This window comes from Micromonospora sp. NPDC023888 (assembly GCF_040639415.1).
Classification (GTDB): domain Bacteria; phylum Actinomycetota; class Actinomycetes; order Mycobacteriales; family Micromonosporaceae; genus Micromonospora.
The window spans coordinates 140,657-158,198 of sequence record NZ_JBEZZW010000002.1 but is presented as its reverse complement, the minus strand read 5'-3'; the positions used below and the strand labels follow the sequence as shown (position 1 = coordinate 158,198).

The following is a 17,542-nucleotide window of genomic DNA, read 5'->3' as shown; positions in this document are numbered from 1 at the left end:
ACGTGTGCGGCTTGACCGGCGGCGGTGCCGACCGGCGCAGGCGATCTTATCGGCGAACGCGGTCGAGCACGTCGTCCCGGAGCGAGACCATCCGCTCGCGGGTGGGCGCCTCGACGTTGAGCCGCAGCAGCGGCTCGGTGTTGGAGGCGCGCAGGTTGAACCAGGCGCCGTCGGGGAAGCGCAGGGTGAGCCCGTCCATCTCGTCGGCCACCGCGTCGGGGTACGCGGCCCGCACCTCGGCCACCGCCGCCGCCTGGTCGGCCACCGTCGAGTTGATCTCGCCGGAGGCGATGTAGCGCTCGTACTCGCCGGCCAGCACGGACAGCGGTAGCGACTGCTCGCCCAGCGCGGCCAGGGTGTGCATCGCCGCGAGCATCCCGGTGTCGGCGAACCAGAAGTCCCGGAAGTAGTAGTGCGCGGAGTGCTCGCCGCCGAAGACGGCATTGGTCCGGGCCATCTCCGCCTTGATGAAGGAGTGCCCGACCCGGGCGACGACAGGCTTCCCACCGTGCTCGCGGATGATCTCCGCGACCGCGCTGGAGGTGATCAGGCCGTGGATCACTGTGGAACCGGGGTGCTTGCCCAGCTCTCGCGCGGCGACGAGGGCGGTGATCGCCGACGGCGAAACCGGCTCGCCGCGCTCGTCCACCACGAAGCACCGGTCGGCGTCGCCGTCGAAGGCCAACCCGATGTCGGCCTTGTGCTCCACCACCGCGCGCTGGAGGTCGACCAGGTTCGCCGGATCCAGTGGGTTGGCCTCGTGGTTGGGGAAGGTGCCGTCCAACTCGAAGTAGAGCGGCACGATCTCCAGCGGCAGCGGCGACAGGGCGGCGTCGCCGAGCACGGTGGGGACGGTGAAGCCGCCCATCCCGTTGCCGGCGTCGACGACGACCTTCAACGGCCGGATGCCCGAGAGGTCGACGAGCTTGCGCAGGTAGCCGGCATAGTCGGGAAGCAGGTCGCGCCGCTCCGCCGGCCGGGTCGGCGTACCGGCTGGGCGGGCCTCGCCCGAGTCCAGCAGCGCCTGGGCCCGCTCCCGGATCTCCGCCAGACCGCTCTCCTGGCCGATCGGACGAGCGCCGGAGCGGCACATCTTGATGCCGTTGTACTGGGCGGGGTTGTGGCTGGCGGTGAACATCGCGCCGGGCAGGTCGAGCGAGCCGGAGGCGAAGTAGAGCAGATCGGTGGAGGCGAGCCCGATCTCGATCACCGAGCGGCCCTCGGCCCGTACGCCGGCGGCGAACGCGGCGGCCAGTCCGGGCGAGGTGGCTCGCATGTCGTACCCGACGATCACCGCGTCGCCCGGCTCCTCGGTGGAGTTGAGCAACTGGGTGAACGCCGCTCCCAGCGCCTCGGCGGCCCGTTCGTCCCACTGGTCCGGCACCGTCCCTCGGACGTCGTACGCCTTCACAATCTGGGACAGATCAGACACGTGTTCCACTCCTTGGCCGCAGGTTAGACACCGAGCCTGAGCCTAACGGAGGGTCCGGGTCGAGCCCCGCTCAGCCGGGGAGCCGGGGCATGATCACGGTGCGACCGCCGTCGTCGGGGGGCGGATCCCCGGGCAGCGGTCGGGTTTCGGGCGCTCCCGGCATCGGCTGCGTCGCCTCCGGGGGCGCACCGGCGGCGGGTCGGGCGCCGTAGACGCCACCGGCGGCCGGGCGCGGGGACGGCACGGCAGCCGGACCGACCACCGGCGGCTGCTGGCCGTACACCTGACCAGGGCGACCGGGCGCGATCGGCGACCCACCGCCGGCCCGGTAGGTGGTGCCGCCCGGGTTGCCCGGCAGCGGGCCGGCCGGCTCGTCGGACGGCCGGCGATCCTGGCGCGAGCGACGGAACAGCAGCACGATGAGCAGCAACCCGATCGCCACCATGACGATGCCGAAGATCATCACCGGCGAGGTGCCGCCGGACGAGGCGGCGGCGACCGCCTCGGTGTCCGGCGCGCCGGACACGCCGCCCAGCGCCGCCGGAGTAGCCGCGTCGTCGACTGTCGCGACGTCGGTCGGGCTCGGGGTGGGCGTCGCCTTCTTCGACGGCGTCGGCGACGGGGTTACCCGCGCGCCGGTCACCCTCGACGTGTCGCTGCCCCGGCCAACCTCCTGGCCGGACGCGCTGACACCCACACCGGTCACGGCGAGCCGGCCACCCGGGGCACCCGCACCAAAGGTCACCCGGTACCGCACCGTGATGCCCTTGCCCTTGCAGAGGGTCGGCTTCGACGGCGACGTCTGCGCGGTGCCCACGGCGCCGCCACCGCCGGTGAGGGGCACCGGGAACCAGCGCCCGCCCGCGTTGACCTCGACCTTCAACTGGTGCGGCTGGAGGTCCTCAAGGTTGAGAAACAGCGCGGTACGCAGCAGGACACAGCCGTCGGTGCGCTTGCGCACCGCCACGTTCACCCCCTGCGCGGAACCGCCGGCCGCGAAGCTGCTGGCCGCACCCACCCGGACCGAGTCGTCGTCGGCCAGCGCCGGCGACGCGCCGAGCATCACCAGGCCGCCCACCAGACCGCAGACCGCCGCGAGCCGTGCCGCGCGTCGACGCACCGTCATGATCACCTCGCCGTTCTCCCCGGGTGGGGTCCGCCGGTCAGGCTACTACCGCCCCATCCACCTCGTCGGTCATAGAGCGGCCCAGATGTGTGTCTCGTTACGGTTTACCACCCGGCCCGTCGACCTGCGGTTGCTCAGACCGAGCAGCCGATCATTCGGCCGGATCAGTCGACCGGTCGGCCTGCCGCGCACCGGCGAGGGCGTCGCGACAGAGTCGGTCGGAGGTGCGGGTGCTCTCCGGCAGCCGGAACCGCGGGGTCAACGCGAGCACCTGCGCTGTCGCGTTCTCCAGGCTCATCCGATGCCCGACGCTGACGAAGACCGGCTTCACGCCGTCCTGGGTTCGGAGCACCCGGCCGACGACGTCACCGCCGTCGCGCAGCGGCGACCAGGCACCGCGCTCGGCGGCCGGCGGGTCCCACGTCCCCACCAGCGGTGTCTTCCCCACCCCGATCGCGGGCAACCCGGTGACCACCCCGAGGTGGCAGGCGAGCCCGAACCGGCGCGGATGCGCCAACCCGTGCCCGTCGCACACCAGCAGATCCGGGACCGTGCCCAGGCGGTCCAATGCGCCGAGCAGCGCGGGCAACTCACGGAAGGCGAACAGCCCCGGCACGTAGCCGAACGCCGGCCGCCCCACACAAACCGCCGAATCCACCACGACCAGCGTGCGGGCATCCAACACCGTCACGGCCGCCGCCAGCAGGTCACCACCCTGGGAGTACGCGACGTCCAGGCCGGCCACCGTCTCCGGCGCGCTCGGCCCCGGCCCGACCAGGTCGACCAACGGCCGCAACTCCTCCTGTACGGCCACCGCCTCGGCAACACTGCCCGGCCCCACCGCGCCACCCGTCATCGCCGCGCCACCCGGCCCCACCGCGGCTCGCGATGATCCACTCGACTTCCGTGAAGTCGGGGTATCCCACGGCCTCGGATGCCCCGACATCGCCAAACCCGAGTCGATCACCCTTGCTGGGGTCGGTCGGCACCGTCCCCGGCGGCACCACCATCCGGGCCACCCTTCGCCGGGTCACCGTCGGTTCGCCCCTTCGTACCGCCGAAGGCGATCGCGAAGGCGATGCCAATGGCCACACCGAAGGCGACGCCGCCGGTCGAACCGAACGAGGGAATGCCGATCGCCAGGCCGATCAGGATGCCAACCGGCCATGCCCAGAGGTTGGACTTGCCGTTCTGCGTGTCGGAACTCGCCATAGGTCGATGCTATTCGGCTGCGCCAGCCCTTACCCCGGCCATCCGCTCCACACCAACCGAGCGCCCGAACCTTCGGTCACCACCGACCCCGCCTTACCGTCCGTCGATCCGCCGCGTATGCCTACTTCGCCCTCGCTATCTCGGGGTCCGCACCAGGATCACCGGCCGCCCGGAGTTGCTCCTCGAACATGACGAACGTCCGCTGCCGAATGCCACGAATGATGGCCTGTTCGCGTGGAGTCTCATGACGAGCCTCGGCGTCTGCGAGTTCCTCGATAGACCGCACCGCATCGTAGAGCGCGAAGATGGGTCCCTCACCCTTGAGGTGATGGGCCCTGAATGCCTCGACCTCCTGCACGAAATCCTCTGCGGTACGGCGGAAAATATCGCCGCCGACGCCGAGCGTTATTTCGACGAAGATGTCATTCTTTTCGTGCCAACCACCAGAGTCGATAGAAACCCGCCAGACGCGGGCGCCGCCATCAGGGGTTCCGACAATCTTCACCGGCGACTGGTAGTAAAGGTAGTAAGCGGGGAGCACCAGGCCAGGCATCTCGGTCATCCAGACTTCTCCTCGAAAGTTGACTGCAATGCCTGCCAAAATAGCCGTTGCTCGCGAAGACGAACGCCATCTGTGATTGCTCGCTCCCGAGGCGTGAGAGGTCGGCCCTCCGCCTCGGCAAGGGCCTCCACGTCACGTCGCACCTCATAAAGCACATGCTCCCACGCCGCGACAGCGTCAAGTGCGGCCAAGTGTAGTCGGAATTCGGCCAGGTGGCCGTTCCGCATCCGCAGGACCATTTGCACGTCCCGATAGCCACTACTCATTGGGGTCACGAACCGATCTTCGCAGCTCACAACGACGACGCCTCGGTGGCTCCTGATCCGGCCGAGCGCGGCGTAGAGATCGTCGAGGTTGCGGAACTCGACCTTCGCGGCCGCGAGGTCGAGCAATTTCGACACATCGCCCTGATTTTTGTTCACCTTGTCTTCGGCTCGGCGACGGTCCTTGGGCTGAGGACGCCAGCCGGGTTCCCCGACACGATGGCCGTCGACATCAGCAAGGGATACCGCCAGCTGATTCAGATCGGCCTGTGCCACGGCCGCAGCCGCGTAGAGATCGTCGAGGTAGCGCTTACGGTAGGCCTCGTCACCGCGCCGGAGGTCATCGAACCCCGCCTGCGCAATCGGCCCCCGACGCACCTGGATGCTGGCACTGATCCTCAGTTGCTCATCGGTGAGGGGAGTCGGCTCTGGCCGCGGTACATCCCGGCCGGCCGCCTCCAGGCCAGCAGCTTCTTGCCGGGCGACGTCGTCGAGCACCTCGGCGAGGACGTCGATGGCCTGCTGATGACCGGTCAGGTGATAGAGGGTCAACGGGCGCGCGGTCAACGAGTTCGCGAGTTCGGGCGTGGACAGGATCATGCGCGCCAACTCTGGATGCCGCACGAGCTGCCGGGTCAGGCTCTCGGCCAGTTCTGGCTCGTTCGCGGGCGGCTCCCGCCGAGCGCTGTCGAGCATGTCGCGGACCCGACCGTCGGCGAACAGCCGCACCACGTCCCGCGCCGACGCGTCGTCCAGCTCCGGCACCAGCCGACTAAGGCCAGGCGGGTCGACCACCGTCGCGAACTCGGCCGGACTCACTCCGGCCGTGAAGATCTCGTCCAGACTGGCGGCCATCGAGACGACCCGGGCCGGGCTGGCACCCGCCGGCGGCTGCCGCACAACAGCGCCGGAGGAGTCCTCGGCGGGCTCACTCTCGCCCGCACTCGTCGAGCCCGGGCCGTCCAGCAGGAGATACATCCGGTTGATGTACGGGTCACCGTGGCCGCCGTCGTCGTCCGCCGAGGGATGCTCCGGCAGGTCGGGCCGCTCGCTGAACCGGCCGCGGGGTAGCCCGCCGAGCGGCATGGGCCGGCCGTCCCCGCTCAGCACCAGCGCGTCGATACCGACCACATCGGGGTACAGCGGCCGGTCCCGGACCACGCCGTTCTGCGGGTCCACGTAGAGCACCGTGCCGTTCTGGTTGAGCGCCACCCAGGCGTGCGAACCGCCGTGCGGCCACTCGGTGACCAGGAACGCGTAGCTGCCGTGGCCACCCAGCAACAGTTGGTCGTGCAGGTTGCGGTAGCCCCGGTCGGCGTCCTGCCGTGCCTGCTCGGTGTACGGGCGTTGTCCGGACGGCGGGGCGAGGAGCTGCTGGAAGCGTCCGCCGGTCACGTCCTCCACCCGGCCCGGGCCGCCCGCCTCGCCGCGGATGGGGCGTCGGATGTCCCCGTCCAGGTAGCCGTCGAAGGTTCGTGGCGCCGACACTCGCGGCCGCCCGTGCACCCAGGTCTCGAACATCGACAGGGTGCAGTCCAGGCAGTTGATGCCCCGGGTGGCGTCGGCCGTGGGGCCTCCGTCGTTCAGCAGCCGGAACCAGCCGCCCTGCCGGGGGTCGGCGGTGCGTGTGACGCTGCCGTCCGACTCGCGGGGCATCTGCCGTTCGACGTCGACCTGGTGCAGGGCGAGCGGTGGACGCAGCCCTCCGGGTCGCCCGTAGGGCCGGGAGTCGTCGATCGGTGGGGGTGTGTCGTCGCCGGTGAGCCGGGACGGACCGGACGTCTCCACCGCGCCGAGCGCGAGCGCGCCGACGTCGCTGTTGGCGTGCTCGAAGGCGGCGGCGCCGATGTCCACGACCGGCGGCGCGGTGGTGCCGGCCAGCACCGCTTCGGCCAGGTCACGCCACTGGGCGTACGCGCGTGCCTCGTCGTTCGCGGCCCGCTGCCAGCCGTCGGCCCACTGCCGGTGACCAGCCTGGTGCAGTTGTCGGGCGTAGGTGGCGTACTCGATGGCCCGGCGATCGTGTTCGGCGGCCCGGGCGCGCAGTCGGGTGGCCTCGGCCTGCCGTCGGTTGCGCTCGAATCCGGTCCGCTGCGTCTGGTGGTGGCCGTGGTAGCGCCGCCGCTCGGCGGCTTCCGCCTCGGCGGCCCACTGCGCGGCGTACCAGTCGATGGTGTCGGTCGTGGGTGCCACCGGATCGCCGAAGGCCACGACGTCGACGGGGACCGACGCCCTGCCTCGGGCCGGGTGATCGGGTGGCCGCAGCTCCCGCGTCGGGGCGTGCGATCGTCCCGCCCTCGGGGTAGGGAACGTGACAGGCGCGGTCGGGCCGGTGGTGGTCGTCGGCGCTGGCGTGGTGGTCGACGGCGACCAGGCAACCGGGCCGGAGGTGGTGGGGGTGGTGGGGTGCGGCGAGTTGCCGAGGTGGCCGGGTGCGACACCGGTGACCGACCCGGCGGTCCCCGCTGCGGGCGCGGCGACGGACGAAGGCCCGGGAGGGGCCACAGGCGAAAGCCCGGGAGCGACCGTCGGCGACAGCCCGGGAGCCGCCACCGGCGACAGCCCGGGAGCGACCGCCGACGAGACCCCGGGAGCGGCCACGGACGACAGCCCGGGAGCGACCGCCGGCGACAGCCCGGGAGCCGCCACCGGCGACGTCCTCGGATCGGCGGCCACCTGCGGAAGCGTCGGATCGGCCGCGACCGGGGGTGCGGCGCTGGCCTCCTTCAGCAGAGGTCCGTCCGCCGACGGGTGCGGCGACCGGCCGCCGGCGTCCACATCGGACAGGACGCCGGCCGTCGATGGTGTTGACACGTGCACGTCGGCGGCAGTGGAGGGCGGCAGTGTCGTCGCCTGAGCTACGGGGACGCCCGGCTGATCGGCGTGGAGCGGCACCGCGTGCTCCGGCGGCGACGGGGCGGCGGCCGGCGTCGCCTGCACCGGAACGCCCGCAGCCGAGACCGTGCCACTCGAACCCGCCGCACTCGCGGCCACAGTGGACGAATCCGCTCCGACCACACCCCCCGCCGAGGAGGACGCCCCGGAGGCGGACGGGTCACCGGCGACCGACGCCACGGAAGGGAGGGAGGGGCCGGCGAACGACGCCCCGCCGAGGGCGTTTGCCTGCGCGTCGAGCCGGGCGCGTAACGCGTGGTCGGTCTGGCCGGTCGCCGAACCGGTGGCCCCGGACGCGGCGGCGCGTGCCACGTCCTCCACGGAGGTCAGGCCCTGACCGGTGGCCAGGCTGGCAGCGCTCTCGGCGAGCATTTCGCCGGTCATCTCCCGCCCCAGGTGCTCCCCGACGCGCGCCACCCGCCCGGTCGCGTGCCGGCCCAGGCCGGCGAGCGGTGCCACCGCCCCGCCGGCGAGGCCACCGACCGCCGAGGCGCCGAGGTCGGTCAGGTCCAGGCCGTGTGCCCGCCCGGTGGAGTTCTGGTACGCCTGGGTGGCCAGGGTGACGCCGGCCTCCTCGGCGGCCTCCTCCAGCCCTTCCCGGGCGGCGCGCCTGGTGAGACCGCGCACGCCACCCCGGGCGACCTCCTTGGCCGCCCGCTCGCCGGCCTCCTTGAGCCCGTGCCGGAGGGACTTGCTGGCGAGTTGGCCCATCAGCCGCTTGAAGATCTGTTGGACCAGCAGCCGGGTCGCGGTGATTGCCGCGCCGGCCGCCGGGGTTGCCGCACCGGCGGTGAGCACCGCTGCGACGGCCACCGAGAGCAGTTCGACGACCAGGATGCCCAGCTCGATCCAGACTTCCAGCTTGGCGCCCTCGATGTCGCAGCCGCACTCCTCGACCAGCCGGCCCAGATCGGCGGTGACCGCGAGCAGCACGGGCAGCGGGGCGTCGGCATCCTCGGCGATCCCCCGCCAGGCCGCCTCGAACGCCGCGTCGACGGCCCCGACCCGCCCGTACCCGTCGTGCACCTCGGCGGCGGCAGCGGCGGCATCGGTGTACGGGCCGGAAAGGACGCCGGCAATCGCGTACCACTTGTCGGCGACGTCCCAGACGGCCCGTTCGTTGCCCTCCGGCCACTGCACGCCGACCACCCAGTCGAGGGCCTCGTAGATCCAGCCCGGCACGTCCCAGGGTGCGTGGTCAAGTGGGTGCGGAATCGGGCTCGGCAGCACACTCATCGCGGTCGCCGGCCGTCAGCGCTTGTCGGCGGCCCGACCGAACCGGGCGGCGCTGTCCCCGTCGGTCTGCACGCTCGCGTCGACGGCGCGGACCACGTCGCTGCCCAGTTCGGTGAGTCGGTGCCCGACGCCCGCCCAGGCCCGCAGCACGGTCTGCTCGAACCCGCGGTAGTTGCGCTCGAACGCGGCGCCGATGTCGTCGCGACCCCACGGCCGGGCACCGCTGGCGGCCTCGATCGCACCGCCTTCCGCCGTTCGACGGGCCGTCACCGCCTCACCGGCGAGTGCGAGGTCGGCACCGCCGCGGCGGGCCCGGGACGGATCGAGCCAGAGCTGCCCGTCGGTCATGGCTGCCCCGCACCTTCGCCGAGCACGGTGTCGGCCCGGCCGAGCAGCGTGGCGTAGTCCCCGGTGCGCAGGAAGTCAGCCGTCCCGGAGCCGGCCGGCATGACCTCGGCGACAAGGTCGCGGGTGGCGTCGGCGGCGGCGGACGCGGCTACCCGGATCGTTTCGGTGATTTTTCGGCCGAGCGCCGCGGCGTCCCGCTCGCGGTAGACGGCCGGCGTCAGCTCGACCTCGATCAGCTGACCCTGGGCGCCCACGGTGGCCGTCACCTGACCGTCGGCCGACCGTCGGGTCACGCGCAGCTCGGCGAGGCGCGTCTGGAGGCTGTCCAAACCGGACCTGAGCTGCTGGTACTGCCCGTACACGTCGTCGAATCGGGCCCGTAGCTCGCGGTTGGCGTGCCGGTCCACGTGTTCGCTCACCGCCGCCCCTTCCGTCACCGTCGGTAGAGCAGCACCATACCGGCTGCCATCGATCCGCGTAATCCGGTAGTTTCAGTGCGTGATCGACCGTCAACAGGCCGAGCAGCTCGCGGCCACCTGGGCCCGCCGCGACTCGCAGCGCCTCGGCCACGAGTGCACAGCGATGGTCGACGAGTTCGACCTCGGCTTCGTCATCACGTCCGTCGTTCCCACCGAGGTGCGCACGGTCCCCGGGGACCTGCCGACGACTGTCATCGACAAGCAGACCGGCCGGGTCACCACCTGGCCGCGGGTGCCCAGCGATGTGGTGGCGGATCTGTACCGGCGCAGCCAGCCGGCCGGGCCGACCGCTCCCCGCACCGTCGACCCGTCGAGTCTTGTGGACCGGGAGATCCACCGGATCGGCACCCCGAACACCACGGCGCACCTGACCCTCGAGGGCCGGATCTGGACGGCCCAGGGCACCAGGGCGGACGTCCCGCTCAACCATCACCCGCTGGTCCGCGGCTACCTCGACCAGTTGCCCCCGGGCGATCTGGTCCGTGGCGGCGAAGCCCACGCCGAGCTGATCGTGGTCTCCGACGTGCTGCACGAGTACGACCACCGCCGGGCCGCCGAGGGCATCGCGCCGATGGGTCGGGCCGAGGCGGCGGCACTGCTCGCGGACGCCCGGTTCGAGATCTTCCGGATCCGGGAGCCGGGTGACCCGGCCGGTGGGCCCGCCGACCTGCCCTGCGATTCGTGCATCACGTTCCTGGTGCGCGCCAACGTCCTGCCGGACGCGGCTCGGGCGTACACCGAGACCTGGCGCGCCCCGGCGGAGCCCGACCCTGATCCTGGCCGCTTTCCGGCGGAGGTCGCCAACGCGCTTGTCGCGGCCGGTTGGCGGCCGCACATCGGGGACCAGCTCATGGCCGCCGCCGCCGTGCGCGATGTCACCGCGGTGCGGGGGGTTAACCACCAACACACGGTCTTTCCCGCAGCCGTCGAGGCGCTCACCGCGTTCCCCAGCCTGGTCGGTGCCCGACGCGGTCGGGGCGAGCAGGTGTGGATCTCCCGTTTCGACATTCGCCCGCACACGATCGCGCACACCGCCGACACCCTCGCGGACTTCGGGGCGGTGCTCGGCGTACGACTCTTCCCGATCGGCACCGAGCAACAGGACAGCATCCTGGCGGTGGACGAGCGCGGCCGGGTCTTCGCCCTCGATCAGGCCGGCGAGTGGTTCCTCGGCGACACCATCGACGCGGCGCTCACCACGCTGCTGCTCGGCCGCGCCCCCGCCCGGGTCCGCGACGACGGCACCTGGCAGTCCGACTGAGACGGCAGCGTCAGCGGAGCACCTCGACGGTGTTGCGGCGGATGAGGTTCTTGCCCGGCTCGCGGATCTGCTCCATGGCCGCGGAGTTGAGCAGCACACAGCTACCCGACGGGCCGGTCACCGTCACAGTGGTCGCCCGGTTGTTGTCCAGGTTCGTCACCCGCAGCCGGGTACCCACCGGGAACTGCCCGCTTGTCGCCGCCGGCACGCCACCCTCGGCGAAGAAGGTGATCGCACCGGAGCAGGCCGAGCGGCTAGCCGCACCCGATGCCCCGGGCGACGCAGCGCCGGGGCGGGTCATGCCGGCGGTCGACTGCCCGGCCGGCGGCGCCCCACCGTCCAACCGCTCCACCACGTTGCGGCGGATCACGTTCTTGCCCGGCTCCCGGACCAGGTCCATGGCGGCCGCGTTGAGCAGCACACAGCTACCCGACGGGCCCGTCACCGTCACGGTGGCCGCCCGGTTGTTGTCCAGGTTCGTCACCCGCAGCCGGGTACCCACCGGGAAACGGTCGCTTGTCGCCGCCGGCGCACCGCCCTCCGCCGAGAAGGTGACCGAGCCGGAGCAGACGGTCGACCGTGCCGGGGCGGTGTCGGCGAAGCCGAAGTTGGTCCCCACCGCCACACCCGCCGCGGCGAGCACCGCCACGGTCGCTGCCAGCACGTGCCTGCGCTGCACCCTCATCGACGTCACTCCCGTCCTCGGTGGTGTCTTTCCCTCCCCTGGTACGGACGGGAGCGCCCTACCGTTCAGCCGGGACGGGCACCGATCGGGCGGCAGCCAGGTCCACCGGCCCGTACCGGGTGTGCGGCGCCCCGGTCATCAGCGCCCAGTAGCGGTCGCCGTACGACCAGTGCCACCACTCGGTCGGGTAGTTCACCATCCCCGCACCGCCGAGAGCGTCCACCATGATCTGCCGGTGCCGTCGGGCCGTGGCGGAGATCGTTGGCGCGTCGGTGAAGCAGGCGTCGTCGCTGTCCTCCGGGGTGGCGTCGATGGCCGTGCCCAGGTCGAGTTCGACGCCGTCGTCGGTGCACAGCGTCAGGTCCACCGCCCCGCCCGTGCTGTGCGGGGCCACCTCGACAGGTGAGACGAACTTGGTGGTCTCCCGGTGCAGGCGTTGCGGGGACCAGTCCGGGTGCCGTCGCCGCAGCTCGTCCCGGTAGCCGGTGAAGATCGCCAACTGCGCCTGGTACGGCCGGTAACCCTCGACGACCAGCAGGCGCATCCCGGCGGGCAGGGCACGCTGCGCGGCCAGCAGGCGGTCCACGACCGCGGCGCGCAGCCGGGCGTACGCCCCGGCGGGGTCGGCCGCGCGGCCGTCGAGCCGCAGTTCCGGGAGTTCACGCAGGTCCAGCAGGGGGTCGCCGTCGTCGGCGCTGGGCACCGCCGCCACCCGGGGATCGGAGAGCAGGATCATCTGACGGTCCTCACGGTGATCGCGGTCCGTTCCGCGTGTCGGGTACGGGCCAGCTCGACGAGTCGGTCCACCACCTCCCGGTAGCCGACACCGGCAGCGGCCCACACCTTCGGATACATGGAGTGCGCGGTGAACCCGGGCATGGTGTTCAGTTCGTTGACGTACAGCTCACCGCTCGTCTCGTCGTAGAAGAAGTCGACCCGGGCCAGGCCCCAGCCGCCGATCGCGGCGAACGCGCGCAGCGACAACTCGCGGACCCGCGCGGTCACCTCGTCCGGCAGCACGGCGGGAACGATCATCGGGTCGGTGTCGCCGAAGTACTTCTGCTGGTAGTCGAACCACCCGCCGGCCACCCGCACCTCGCCCACCGCCGACGCCTCGGGACGCCAGCCGCCGAGCACCGCGCACTCCAGCTCCCGGCCGGAGACCCCCTGCTCGACCATGACGAGCGGGTCGTGGTGAAGTGCCTCCTCCACGGCGGCGGCCAGGTCGTCGCCCTCGCCCACCCGGGAGATGCCGATCGAGGAACCCATGTTCGCCGGTTTCACGAAGAGCGGCCGGCGCAGCCCGACGACCAGCTTCTCCGGGTCGTCGGCCGCCCGGTAGGTGTGCGCGTCGAACGTGACGTACGGGGTGACGGGGATGCCCTCGGCGCGCAGCGCCCGCTTCATCGCCACCTTGTTCATGCCCACCGCGGAGGCGAGGATGCCGCACCCGACGTACGGCACGTTCAGTGACTCCAGCAGCCCCTGCACCACACCGTCCTCGCCGAACGGGCCGTGCAGCACCGGGAAGACCACGTCCAGTTCGGCGTGCACCGCGCCGGGGGCGTTGCCGGCGGACACCTGCACGACGCCCGGACGCGGACCGGCCCGCAACTCGACGGCCGGGCCGGTCACCAGCAGGCGGTCGTCGATGGCCCGCTCGCCGGCCGGCCGGTCCCGCAACTCGGCAAGCAGCGCGTCGGGCATCAGCCGGAAACCGCCGCCGCGGGTGACGCCGATGGCGAGCGTGCGGTAACCGCCGCCGCCGAGCGCCCGAGCCACCCCGAGCGCGGACGCGCAGGACACCTCGTGCTCCGCCGACGGTCCGCCGTACAGGATTCCGATCCGTGTCGGCGCGCTCACGCCGCCACCGCTGCCCCGGTCGGCACCTCGGCGGGCGGGGGGACCAGCAACCGGGCCACCAGCGCCGGCTCCACGTTTCCGCCGGTCAGCACCACCCCGATGGTCCGCTGCCGGTCAGCTTCGGGGGCGAGCCGGAGCGCGCCGGCGAGGCCGGCCGCCCCGGACGGCTCGGCGAGCACCTTCAGCTCCGTGAGGATCAGCCGGAACGCCGCCGCGATCTCGTCGTCGTCGACCCGGACGACCCCGCGCAGCGCGTTGCGCACGATCGCGAACGGCAGCTCACCCACGCAGGACGGCCGCAGCCCGTCCGCGATGGTGGGCGCCGACGCGACCGGGACGCGCTCACCGGCCGCCAGACTGCGGGCGAGCGAGTCGCAGCCGACCGGTTCCACGCCGTACACCTCGATGCCCCTGCCGGCGGCGGCCAGGCAGGCGCCCGCGACCCCGCCACCACCACCCACCGGTACGACAAGCGTGTCCAGCGGGGTACCGGCGCGCTCGGCCTCCTCGATCAGTTCGAGGCTGGCGGTGCCCTGCCCGGCGATGACGTCCGGGTGGTCGTACGCGTCGACGACGGGGTGACCGCTCTCGTCGTGCAACCCGTTGGCCGCCGCCACCCGCTCCTCGACGCTGGTGCCGGCGAAGACCACCCGCGCCCCCGCCGCGCGGGCGCGGGCGACCTTCGTCGGTGCCGCGTCGACCGGCAGCACCACGGTCGCCGCGATCCCGTGCTCCTGGGCTGCCAACGCCACCGCCACCGCGTGGTTGCCGGTGCTCTGCGCGATCACCCCGGTGTGGCCGGCCGCGGCGAGCCGGCCAACAGCCCGCAGCGCGCCACGCATCTTGTACGAGCCGCCGCCCTGGAGGTTCTCCGCCTTGAGCAGGACTCGCGCCCCGGCCAGTCCGTCGATCACCGGGGACCGGAGCACTGGTGTACGGACCACGCGGCCGGTCAGCCAGCGGGCGGCGTCCTCCACATCGACTCGGGCGTCGGTAACGGTGCGTGACATCGGTTTCTCCTCTCGGGCACACCACGGCTCGGATCCGCCGGTATGCGGCCCCGGGGAACGGTGGTGAAGCGCTAGGTCACATTGGGTAGTTGGACGTCGACCCGTAGGCCCCCGTGTTCGGCGGGCCGGGCCGCGATGATCCCGTCGTGCGCCTGGGTGATCGAGCGGGCGATGGCCAGGCCGAGACCGGCCCCTCCGCCCTGCGAGGTGCGGTCCCGGGCGAGTCGGCGGAACGGCTCGAAGAGACCGGCCACCGCCTCGGCCGGCACGGGCTGACCGGTGTTGACCACGGACAGCGCGGGCACCCCGCTGACCGTGACGGTCAGCGAGCCGCCCGGCCGGTTGTACTTGATCCCGTTCTCCACCAGGTTGCTGACCAGGCGCTCCAGCAGCACCCGCTCGCCGACGACGACCCGGGGCGCGAGGTGGGTGTCGATGGTGACCGCGGCCTCCCGGGCGCGGTCCTGGTATCCGGCGAGCACCGCCTCGACGATCGCGTCGAGGCGCTGCGGTATCCGCGAGCGCAGGCCCTGGTCACTCTCGCTGAGCGCGAGCAGACCCTCGATCAGCCGTTCGTTGCGTTCGTTGGTCTCCAGCAGTTGGGCGGTCAACAGCTCCAACTGTTCACCGGAGAGCGCCCGAGCCATGCCGACCTCGATGAGCGTCCGCTGCACCGCCAGCGGGGTACGCAGCTCGTGCGAGGCGTTCGCGGCGAACCGACGCTGGCCCTCGTACCCGGCGGAGATGCGTTCCATCATCTCGTCGATCGCCCGGGACAGCCGGGCCAGCTCGTCGCTCCCCCGAGGGCGGATCCGGTGACCGAGGTTCTGCGGGCCGACGTGCCCGATCGCCCCGGCCAGGTCACGGACCGGGCTCAGGCACCACACCGCGCCGAACCAGAGCGCCACCAGGACCGCCACGGTCACGAGGAGGACGGCCACCAGGGGCAGCACGAACGCCCCGGGCCGCACGTCGGCACAGACCGTGCTGAGCCCGGGCAGGGGCACGTCGCAGAACTGCTGCCCCCAGGTCCAGGTCACCCCGGTCAGCCATTTGCCCATCGTCGGCAGCACCGGCCCGGCCAGCAGCGCCAGCAGGCCCACGAGCAGCACCCGACGTCGGGGCGTCCAGGTCACGCCGTACCGCCGATCCGGTAGCCGGCCTTGTGCACGGTGTGGATGATCGTCGGATCGCCGAGCTTCTTCCGGAGCGTCATCACGGTGACCCGTACCGCGTTGGTGAACGGGTCGGCGAACTCGTCCCAGGCCTGCTCCAGCAACTCCTCGGCGCTCACCACCTGCCCTTCGGCCCGCAGCAGCACGTGCAGTACCGCGAACTCCTTCGGGCTCAGGGTGAGCGGCCGGCCGTCCCGGGTAGCCACGTGCCGGCCCACGTCAAGCGTCAGGCCGTCCTGGCTGAGCACCGGTGGCAGCGCCGGGGTGGACCGTCGACCGAGGGCCTGCACCCGGGCCACCAACTCGGCGAAGGAGAACGGCTTGGTCAGGTAGTCGTCGGCACCGAGCCCGAGCCCCTCCACCCGGTCCCGGATGCCGGCCGCCGCGGTGAGCAGCAGCACCCGGGTGCCGACCTGTGAGTCGGTGATGCTGCGGCACACCTCGTCGCCGGTGTGCCCGGGCATGTCCCGGTCCAGCACCGCGACGTCGTAGCGGTGCACCCCGATCCGCTCCAGCGCGCCGTCGCCGTCGTAGCAGACGTCGACGGCCATCGACAGGCGGCGCAGCCCTTCGGCCACCATGTCCGCCAACAACCGCTCGTCGTCCGCCACCAGCACCCGCACGTTTTCCGCTCCCCCGAGTTCGGCCTGCCCGGCATACCGTCGCAGGCCCGGGTTAAGGGTTCCGTAAGCACCCGCGAACGCCATCCTCCACGGCATCGCCCGGGGGACAAGTCACCGTGATCCGGGGGGCCGTCAGGTTCGTGCCGGCCGCCGACCTCCCGCGCCATCTGTCCCAAAAAACCCGACGGGCGACGATCGAGGGTGAATTGCGTCACCAGGCAGTGGGGCGCTCCGCCTAACAAGCGATATACCTCTGAGCCGTAGCTACGACTCAGAGGTATATCTCCAGGCAGGGTGACGCTGCGTGAGCGCAGACCACCGGGTGGCTCAGTCGCAGGCGGTGCCGTCGCCGTCGCGGTCCAGGTCGTAGATGTCGTCGCCGACCACCCGGATGGGGCCACTGACGTAGGCGGGGCCGTTACCGCTGCCGCCCGCGCAGTCGACGTCGCTGGCGATCGGAACACAGCCGCTGTAGTTCTGGTCGCAGTTCGAAGACTGCGGCTTCTTGGTGCCGACGGCGACGACCTGGGTCACCGGCTGCTTCGTCACGGTGGACCTGACCAGCTTCCTGGACGTCCGTACCCCGTTCGCGGTGGTCACCTCGTACGTCAGGGTTCGTACTCCGTTGACGCCCTTGGTCCGGACGACCCGCTTGCCCTCGGCCACTGACGAGTCCTTGACGGTCTTCTCGCCGTACCTGACGGTGGCCTGCTCCGTCTCGGTCGTCACCTTGACGACCGGCGCAGGCGCGGCATCCGACGGGGTCGGCGAGGCCGACAGCGAGGGCTCGGTCGTGTCGGCCGCGGCGGTTGGCGTGGCGACCGGGGCGGAAGCCTCCCCGGTCGGCTCGGCGGGCGCTGCCACGATGGGCTGCTGCGCCTGCTCGGCGGCCGTGCCGGTCCTGGTCGGCTCCGGCTCGCCGGCCAGCGCGCCGATGATGGCGGCGCCGGTGCAGCAGAGCAGCAGGATCGACAGGGTCACCGAGCCGAGGATCACGGCGGTCCGCCGGGCGGGACTGGCCCGACGGAACCAGCTCGGGCGGGGCACCTGCCCGAACGACGACGGGTACGGCGGCCCCGGATCTTGCGGTGGTTGCATCGTCACGGCGATGAGTGTCGTCGCAAACACCGTGCGCAAGATCCTCCGTCGTGCTCGTCACCTGCGCCGTTCGCTTCCCACCGATGATCCATGGGCACTGCCTCGGACAACGGGACGGCACCTGCGGCAAACCTCCAGGCCGGCTGACCAGGGCCGATCGTTCGGCTGCATTTGTCAACAAGAGCCGCAAATCGCACGCGGCGCGCCCTCGCGCGGCGACTCGTCGAAGGACGACGGGTGATGTGTCGAAATGCCGTCAGCAGGCGGGTTCAGC

General features: G+C 72.0%; 16 protein-coding genes. 1 reads left to right on the top strand and 15 read right to left on the bottom strand.

Annotated elements, in window-relative coordinates; translation table 11 throughout:
- Positions 1 to 46: 46 nt before the first annotated feature.
- The 8 genes from AB0F61_RS02205 to AB0F61_RS02170 all read right to left on the bottom strand — a co-directional run bounded on the left by AB0F61_RS02205 (position 47) and on the right by AB0F61_RS02170 (position 9,493).
- Positions 47 to 1,432 carry a phosphomannomutase/phosphoglucomutase gene (locus AB0F61_RS02205; protein ID WP_357802431.1) on the bottom strand — a complete coding sequence of 462 codons (1,386 nt, stop codon included), beginning with the start codon at positions 1,430 to 1,432 and terminating at the stop codon, positions 47 to 49.
- A 70-nt stretch (positions 1,433 to 1,502) separates the two neighbouring features.
- The gene (locus tag AB0F61_RS02200; protein WP_357802428.1) at positions 1,503 to 2,558 is read right to left on the bottom strand and encodes a hypothetical protein; all 1,056 of its coding nucleotides are present in this window, start codon (positions 2,556 to 2,558) and stop codon (positions 1,503 to 1,505) included.
- 151 nt (positions 2,559 to 2,709) lie between these two features.
- Positions 2,710 to 3,414, bottom strand: coding sequence for an endonuclease V (locus AB0F61_RS02195; RefSeq protein ID WP_357802425.1), 705 nt, complete (start codon positions 3,412 to 3,414; stop codon positions 2,710 to 2,712).
- Between the two features lie 107 nt (positions 3,415 to 3,521).
- Positions 3,522 to 3,770 carry a hypothetical protein gene (locus tag AB0F61_RS02190; RefSeq protein WP_357802423.1) on the bottom strand — a complete coding sequence of 83 codons (249 nt, stop codon included), beginning with the start codon at positions 3,768 to 3,770 and terminating at the stop codon, positions 3,522 to 3,524.
- 121 nt (positions 3,771 to 3,891) lie between these two features.
- A complete protein-coding gene (locus AB0F61_RS02185; RefSeq protein WP_357802420.1) occupies positions 3,892 to 4,332 on the bottom strand; it encodes a hypothetical protein in 441 nt (146 codons plus the stop codon).
- Positions 4,329 to 8,726 carry a toxin glutamine deamidase domain-containing protein gene (locus tag AB0F61_RS02180; RefSeq protein ID WP_357802417.1) on the bottom strand — a complete coding sequence of 1,466 codons (4,398 nt, stop codon included), beginning with the start codon at positions 8,724 to 8,726 and terminating at the stop codon, positions 4,329 to 4,331. The genes AB0F61_RS02185 and AB0F61_RS02180 overlap by 4 nt, the downstream gene beginning before the upstream one ends.
- 15 nt (positions 8,727 to 8,741) lie before the next feature.
- Positions 8,742 to 9,074, bottom strand: a complete 333-nt coding sequence (locus tag AB0F61_RS02175; protein WP_357802414.1) for a hypothetical protein — start codon at positions 9,072 to 9,074, stop codon at positions 8,742 to 8,744.
- Positions 9,071 to 9,493 (bottom strand): YbaB/EbfC family nucleoid-associated protein, encoded by a 423-nt coding sequence (locus AB0F61_RS02170; RefSeq protein WP_357802413.1) that lies wholly within the window; start codon positions 9,491 to 9,493, stop codon positions 9,071 to 9,073. The genes AB0F61_RS02175 and AB0F61_RS02170 overlap by 4 nt, the downstream gene beginning before the upstream one ends.
- Before the next feature lie 79 nt (positions 9,494 to 9,572).
- On the opposite strand from AB0F61_RS02170, the gene AB0F61_RS02165 reads away from it, so the two are divergent.
- On the top strand, positions 9,573 to 10,814 hold the full coding sequence (locus AB0F61_RS02165; RefSeq protein ID WP_357802410.1) for an SUKH-3 domain-containing protein: 1,242 nt from the start codon (positions 9,573 to 9,575) through the stop codon (positions 10,812 to 10,814).
- A 10-nt stretch (positions 10,815 to 10,824) separates the two neighbouring features.
- Here AB0F61_RS02165 and AB0F61_RS02160 read toward each other — a convergent pair whose 3' ends face one another.
- The 7 genes from AB0F61_RS02160 to AB0F61_RS02130 all read right to left on the bottom strand — a co-directional run bounded on the left by AB0F61_RS02160 (position 10,825) and on the right by AB0F61_RS02130 (position 17,268).
- On the bottom strand, positions 10,825 to 11,499 hold the full coding sequence (locus AB0F61_RS02160; protein ID WP_357802407.1) for a hypothetical protein: 675 nt from the start codon (positions 11,497 to 11,499) through the stop codon (positions 10,825 to 10,827).
- Between the two features lie 58 nt (positions 11,500 to 11,557).
- A complete protein-coding gene (locus AB0F61_RS02155; protein WP_357802405.1) occupies positions 11,558 to 12,235 on the bottom strand; it encodes a M15 family metallopeptidase in 678 nt (225 codons plus the stop codon).
- Positions 12,232 to 13,362, bottom strand: a complete 1,131-nt coding sequence (locus AB0F61_RS02150; protein ID WP_357802402.1) for a D-alanine--D-alanine ligase family protein — start codon at positions 13,360 to 13,362, stop codon at positions 12,232 to 12,234. Before AB0F61_RS02150 ends, AB0F61_RS02155 begins: the two co-directional genes overlap by 4 nt.
- The gene (locus tag AB0F61_RS02145; protein WP_357802399.1) at positions 13,359 to 14,372 is read right to left on the bottom strand and encodes a pyridoxal-phosphate dependent enzyme; all 1,014 of its coding nucleotides are present in this window, start codon (positions 14,370 to 14,372) and stop codon (positions 13,359 to 13,361) included. The genes AB0F61_RS02150 and AB0F61_RS02145 overlap by 4 nt, the downstream gene beginning before the upstream one ends.
- A gap of 71 nt (positions 14,373 to 14,443) precedes the next feature.
- Complete coding sequence (locus AB0F61_RS02140) at positions 14,444 to 15,508, bottom strand: HAMP domain-containing sensor histidine kinase (protein ID WP_357802396.1); 1,065 nt, start codon at positions 15,506 to 15,508, stop codon at positions 14,444 to 14,446.
- On the bottom strand, positions 15,505 to 16,170 hold the full coding sequence (locus AB0F61_RS02135; protein ID WP_357802394.1) for a response regulator transcription factor: 666 nt from the start codon (positions 16,168 to 16,170) through the stop codon (positions 15,505 to 15,507). Before AB0F61_RS02135 ends, AB0F61_RS02140 begins: the two co-directional genes overlap by 4 nt.
- A 327-nt stretch (positions 16,171 to 16,497) precedes the next feature.
- Entirely contained in the window at positions 16,498 to 17,268 is a 771-nt protein-coding gene (locus AB0F61_RS02130; RefSeq protein WP_357802741.1) for a G5 domain-containing protein, read from the bottom strand.
- Positions 17,269 to 17,542: the final 274 nt, after the last annotated feature.

What these genes read in the sequence shown, in the direction of transcription:
- AB0F61_RS02175 (WP_357802414.1), bottom strand. Translation starts at nt 9,074, where the DNA reads ATGACCGACGGGCAGCTCTGGCTCGATCCGTCCCGGGCCCGCCGCGGC.
- AB0F61_RS02145 (WP_357802399.1), bottom strand. Translation starts at nt 14,372, where the DNA reads ATGTCACGCACCGTTACCGACGCCCGAGTCGATGTGGAGGACGCCGCC.
- AB0F61_RS02160 (WP_357802407.1), bottom strand. Translation starts at nt 11,499, where the DNA reads ATGAGGGTGCAGCGCAGGCACGTGCTGGCAGCGACCGTGGCGGTGCTC.
- AB0F61_RS02190 (WP_357802423.1), bottom strand. Translation starts at nt 3,770, where the DNA reads ATGGCGAGTTCCGACACGCAGAACGGCAAGTCCAACCTCTGGGCATGG.
- AB0F61_RS02185 (WP_357802420.1), bottom strand. Translation starts at nt 4,332, where the DNA reads ATGACCGAGATGCCTGGCCTGGTGCTCCCCGCTTACTACCTTTACTAC.
- AB0F61_RS02130 (WP_357802741.1), bottom strand. Translation starts at nt 17,268, where the DNA reads ATGCAACCACCGCAAGATCCGGGGCCGCCGTACCCGTCGTCGTTCGGG.
- AB0F61_RS02155 (WP_357802405.1), bottom strand. Translation starts at nt 12,235, where the DNA reads ATGATCCTGCTCTCCGATCCCCGGGTGGCGGCGGTGCCCAGCGCCGAC.
- AB0F61_RS02180 (WP_357802417.1), bottom strand. Translation starts at nt 8,726, where the DNA reads ATGAGTGTGCTGCCGAGCCCGATTCCGCACCCACTTGACCACGCACCC.
- AB0F61_RS02195 (WP_357802425.1), bottom strand. Translation starts at nt 3,414, where the DNA reads ATGACGGGTGGCGCGGTGGGGCCGGGCAGTGTTGCCGAGGCGGTGGCC.
- AB0F61_RS02200 (WP_357802428.1), bottom strand. Translation starts at nt 2,558, where the DNA reads ATGACGGTGCGTCGACGCGCGGCACGGCTCGCGGCGGTCTGCGGTCTG.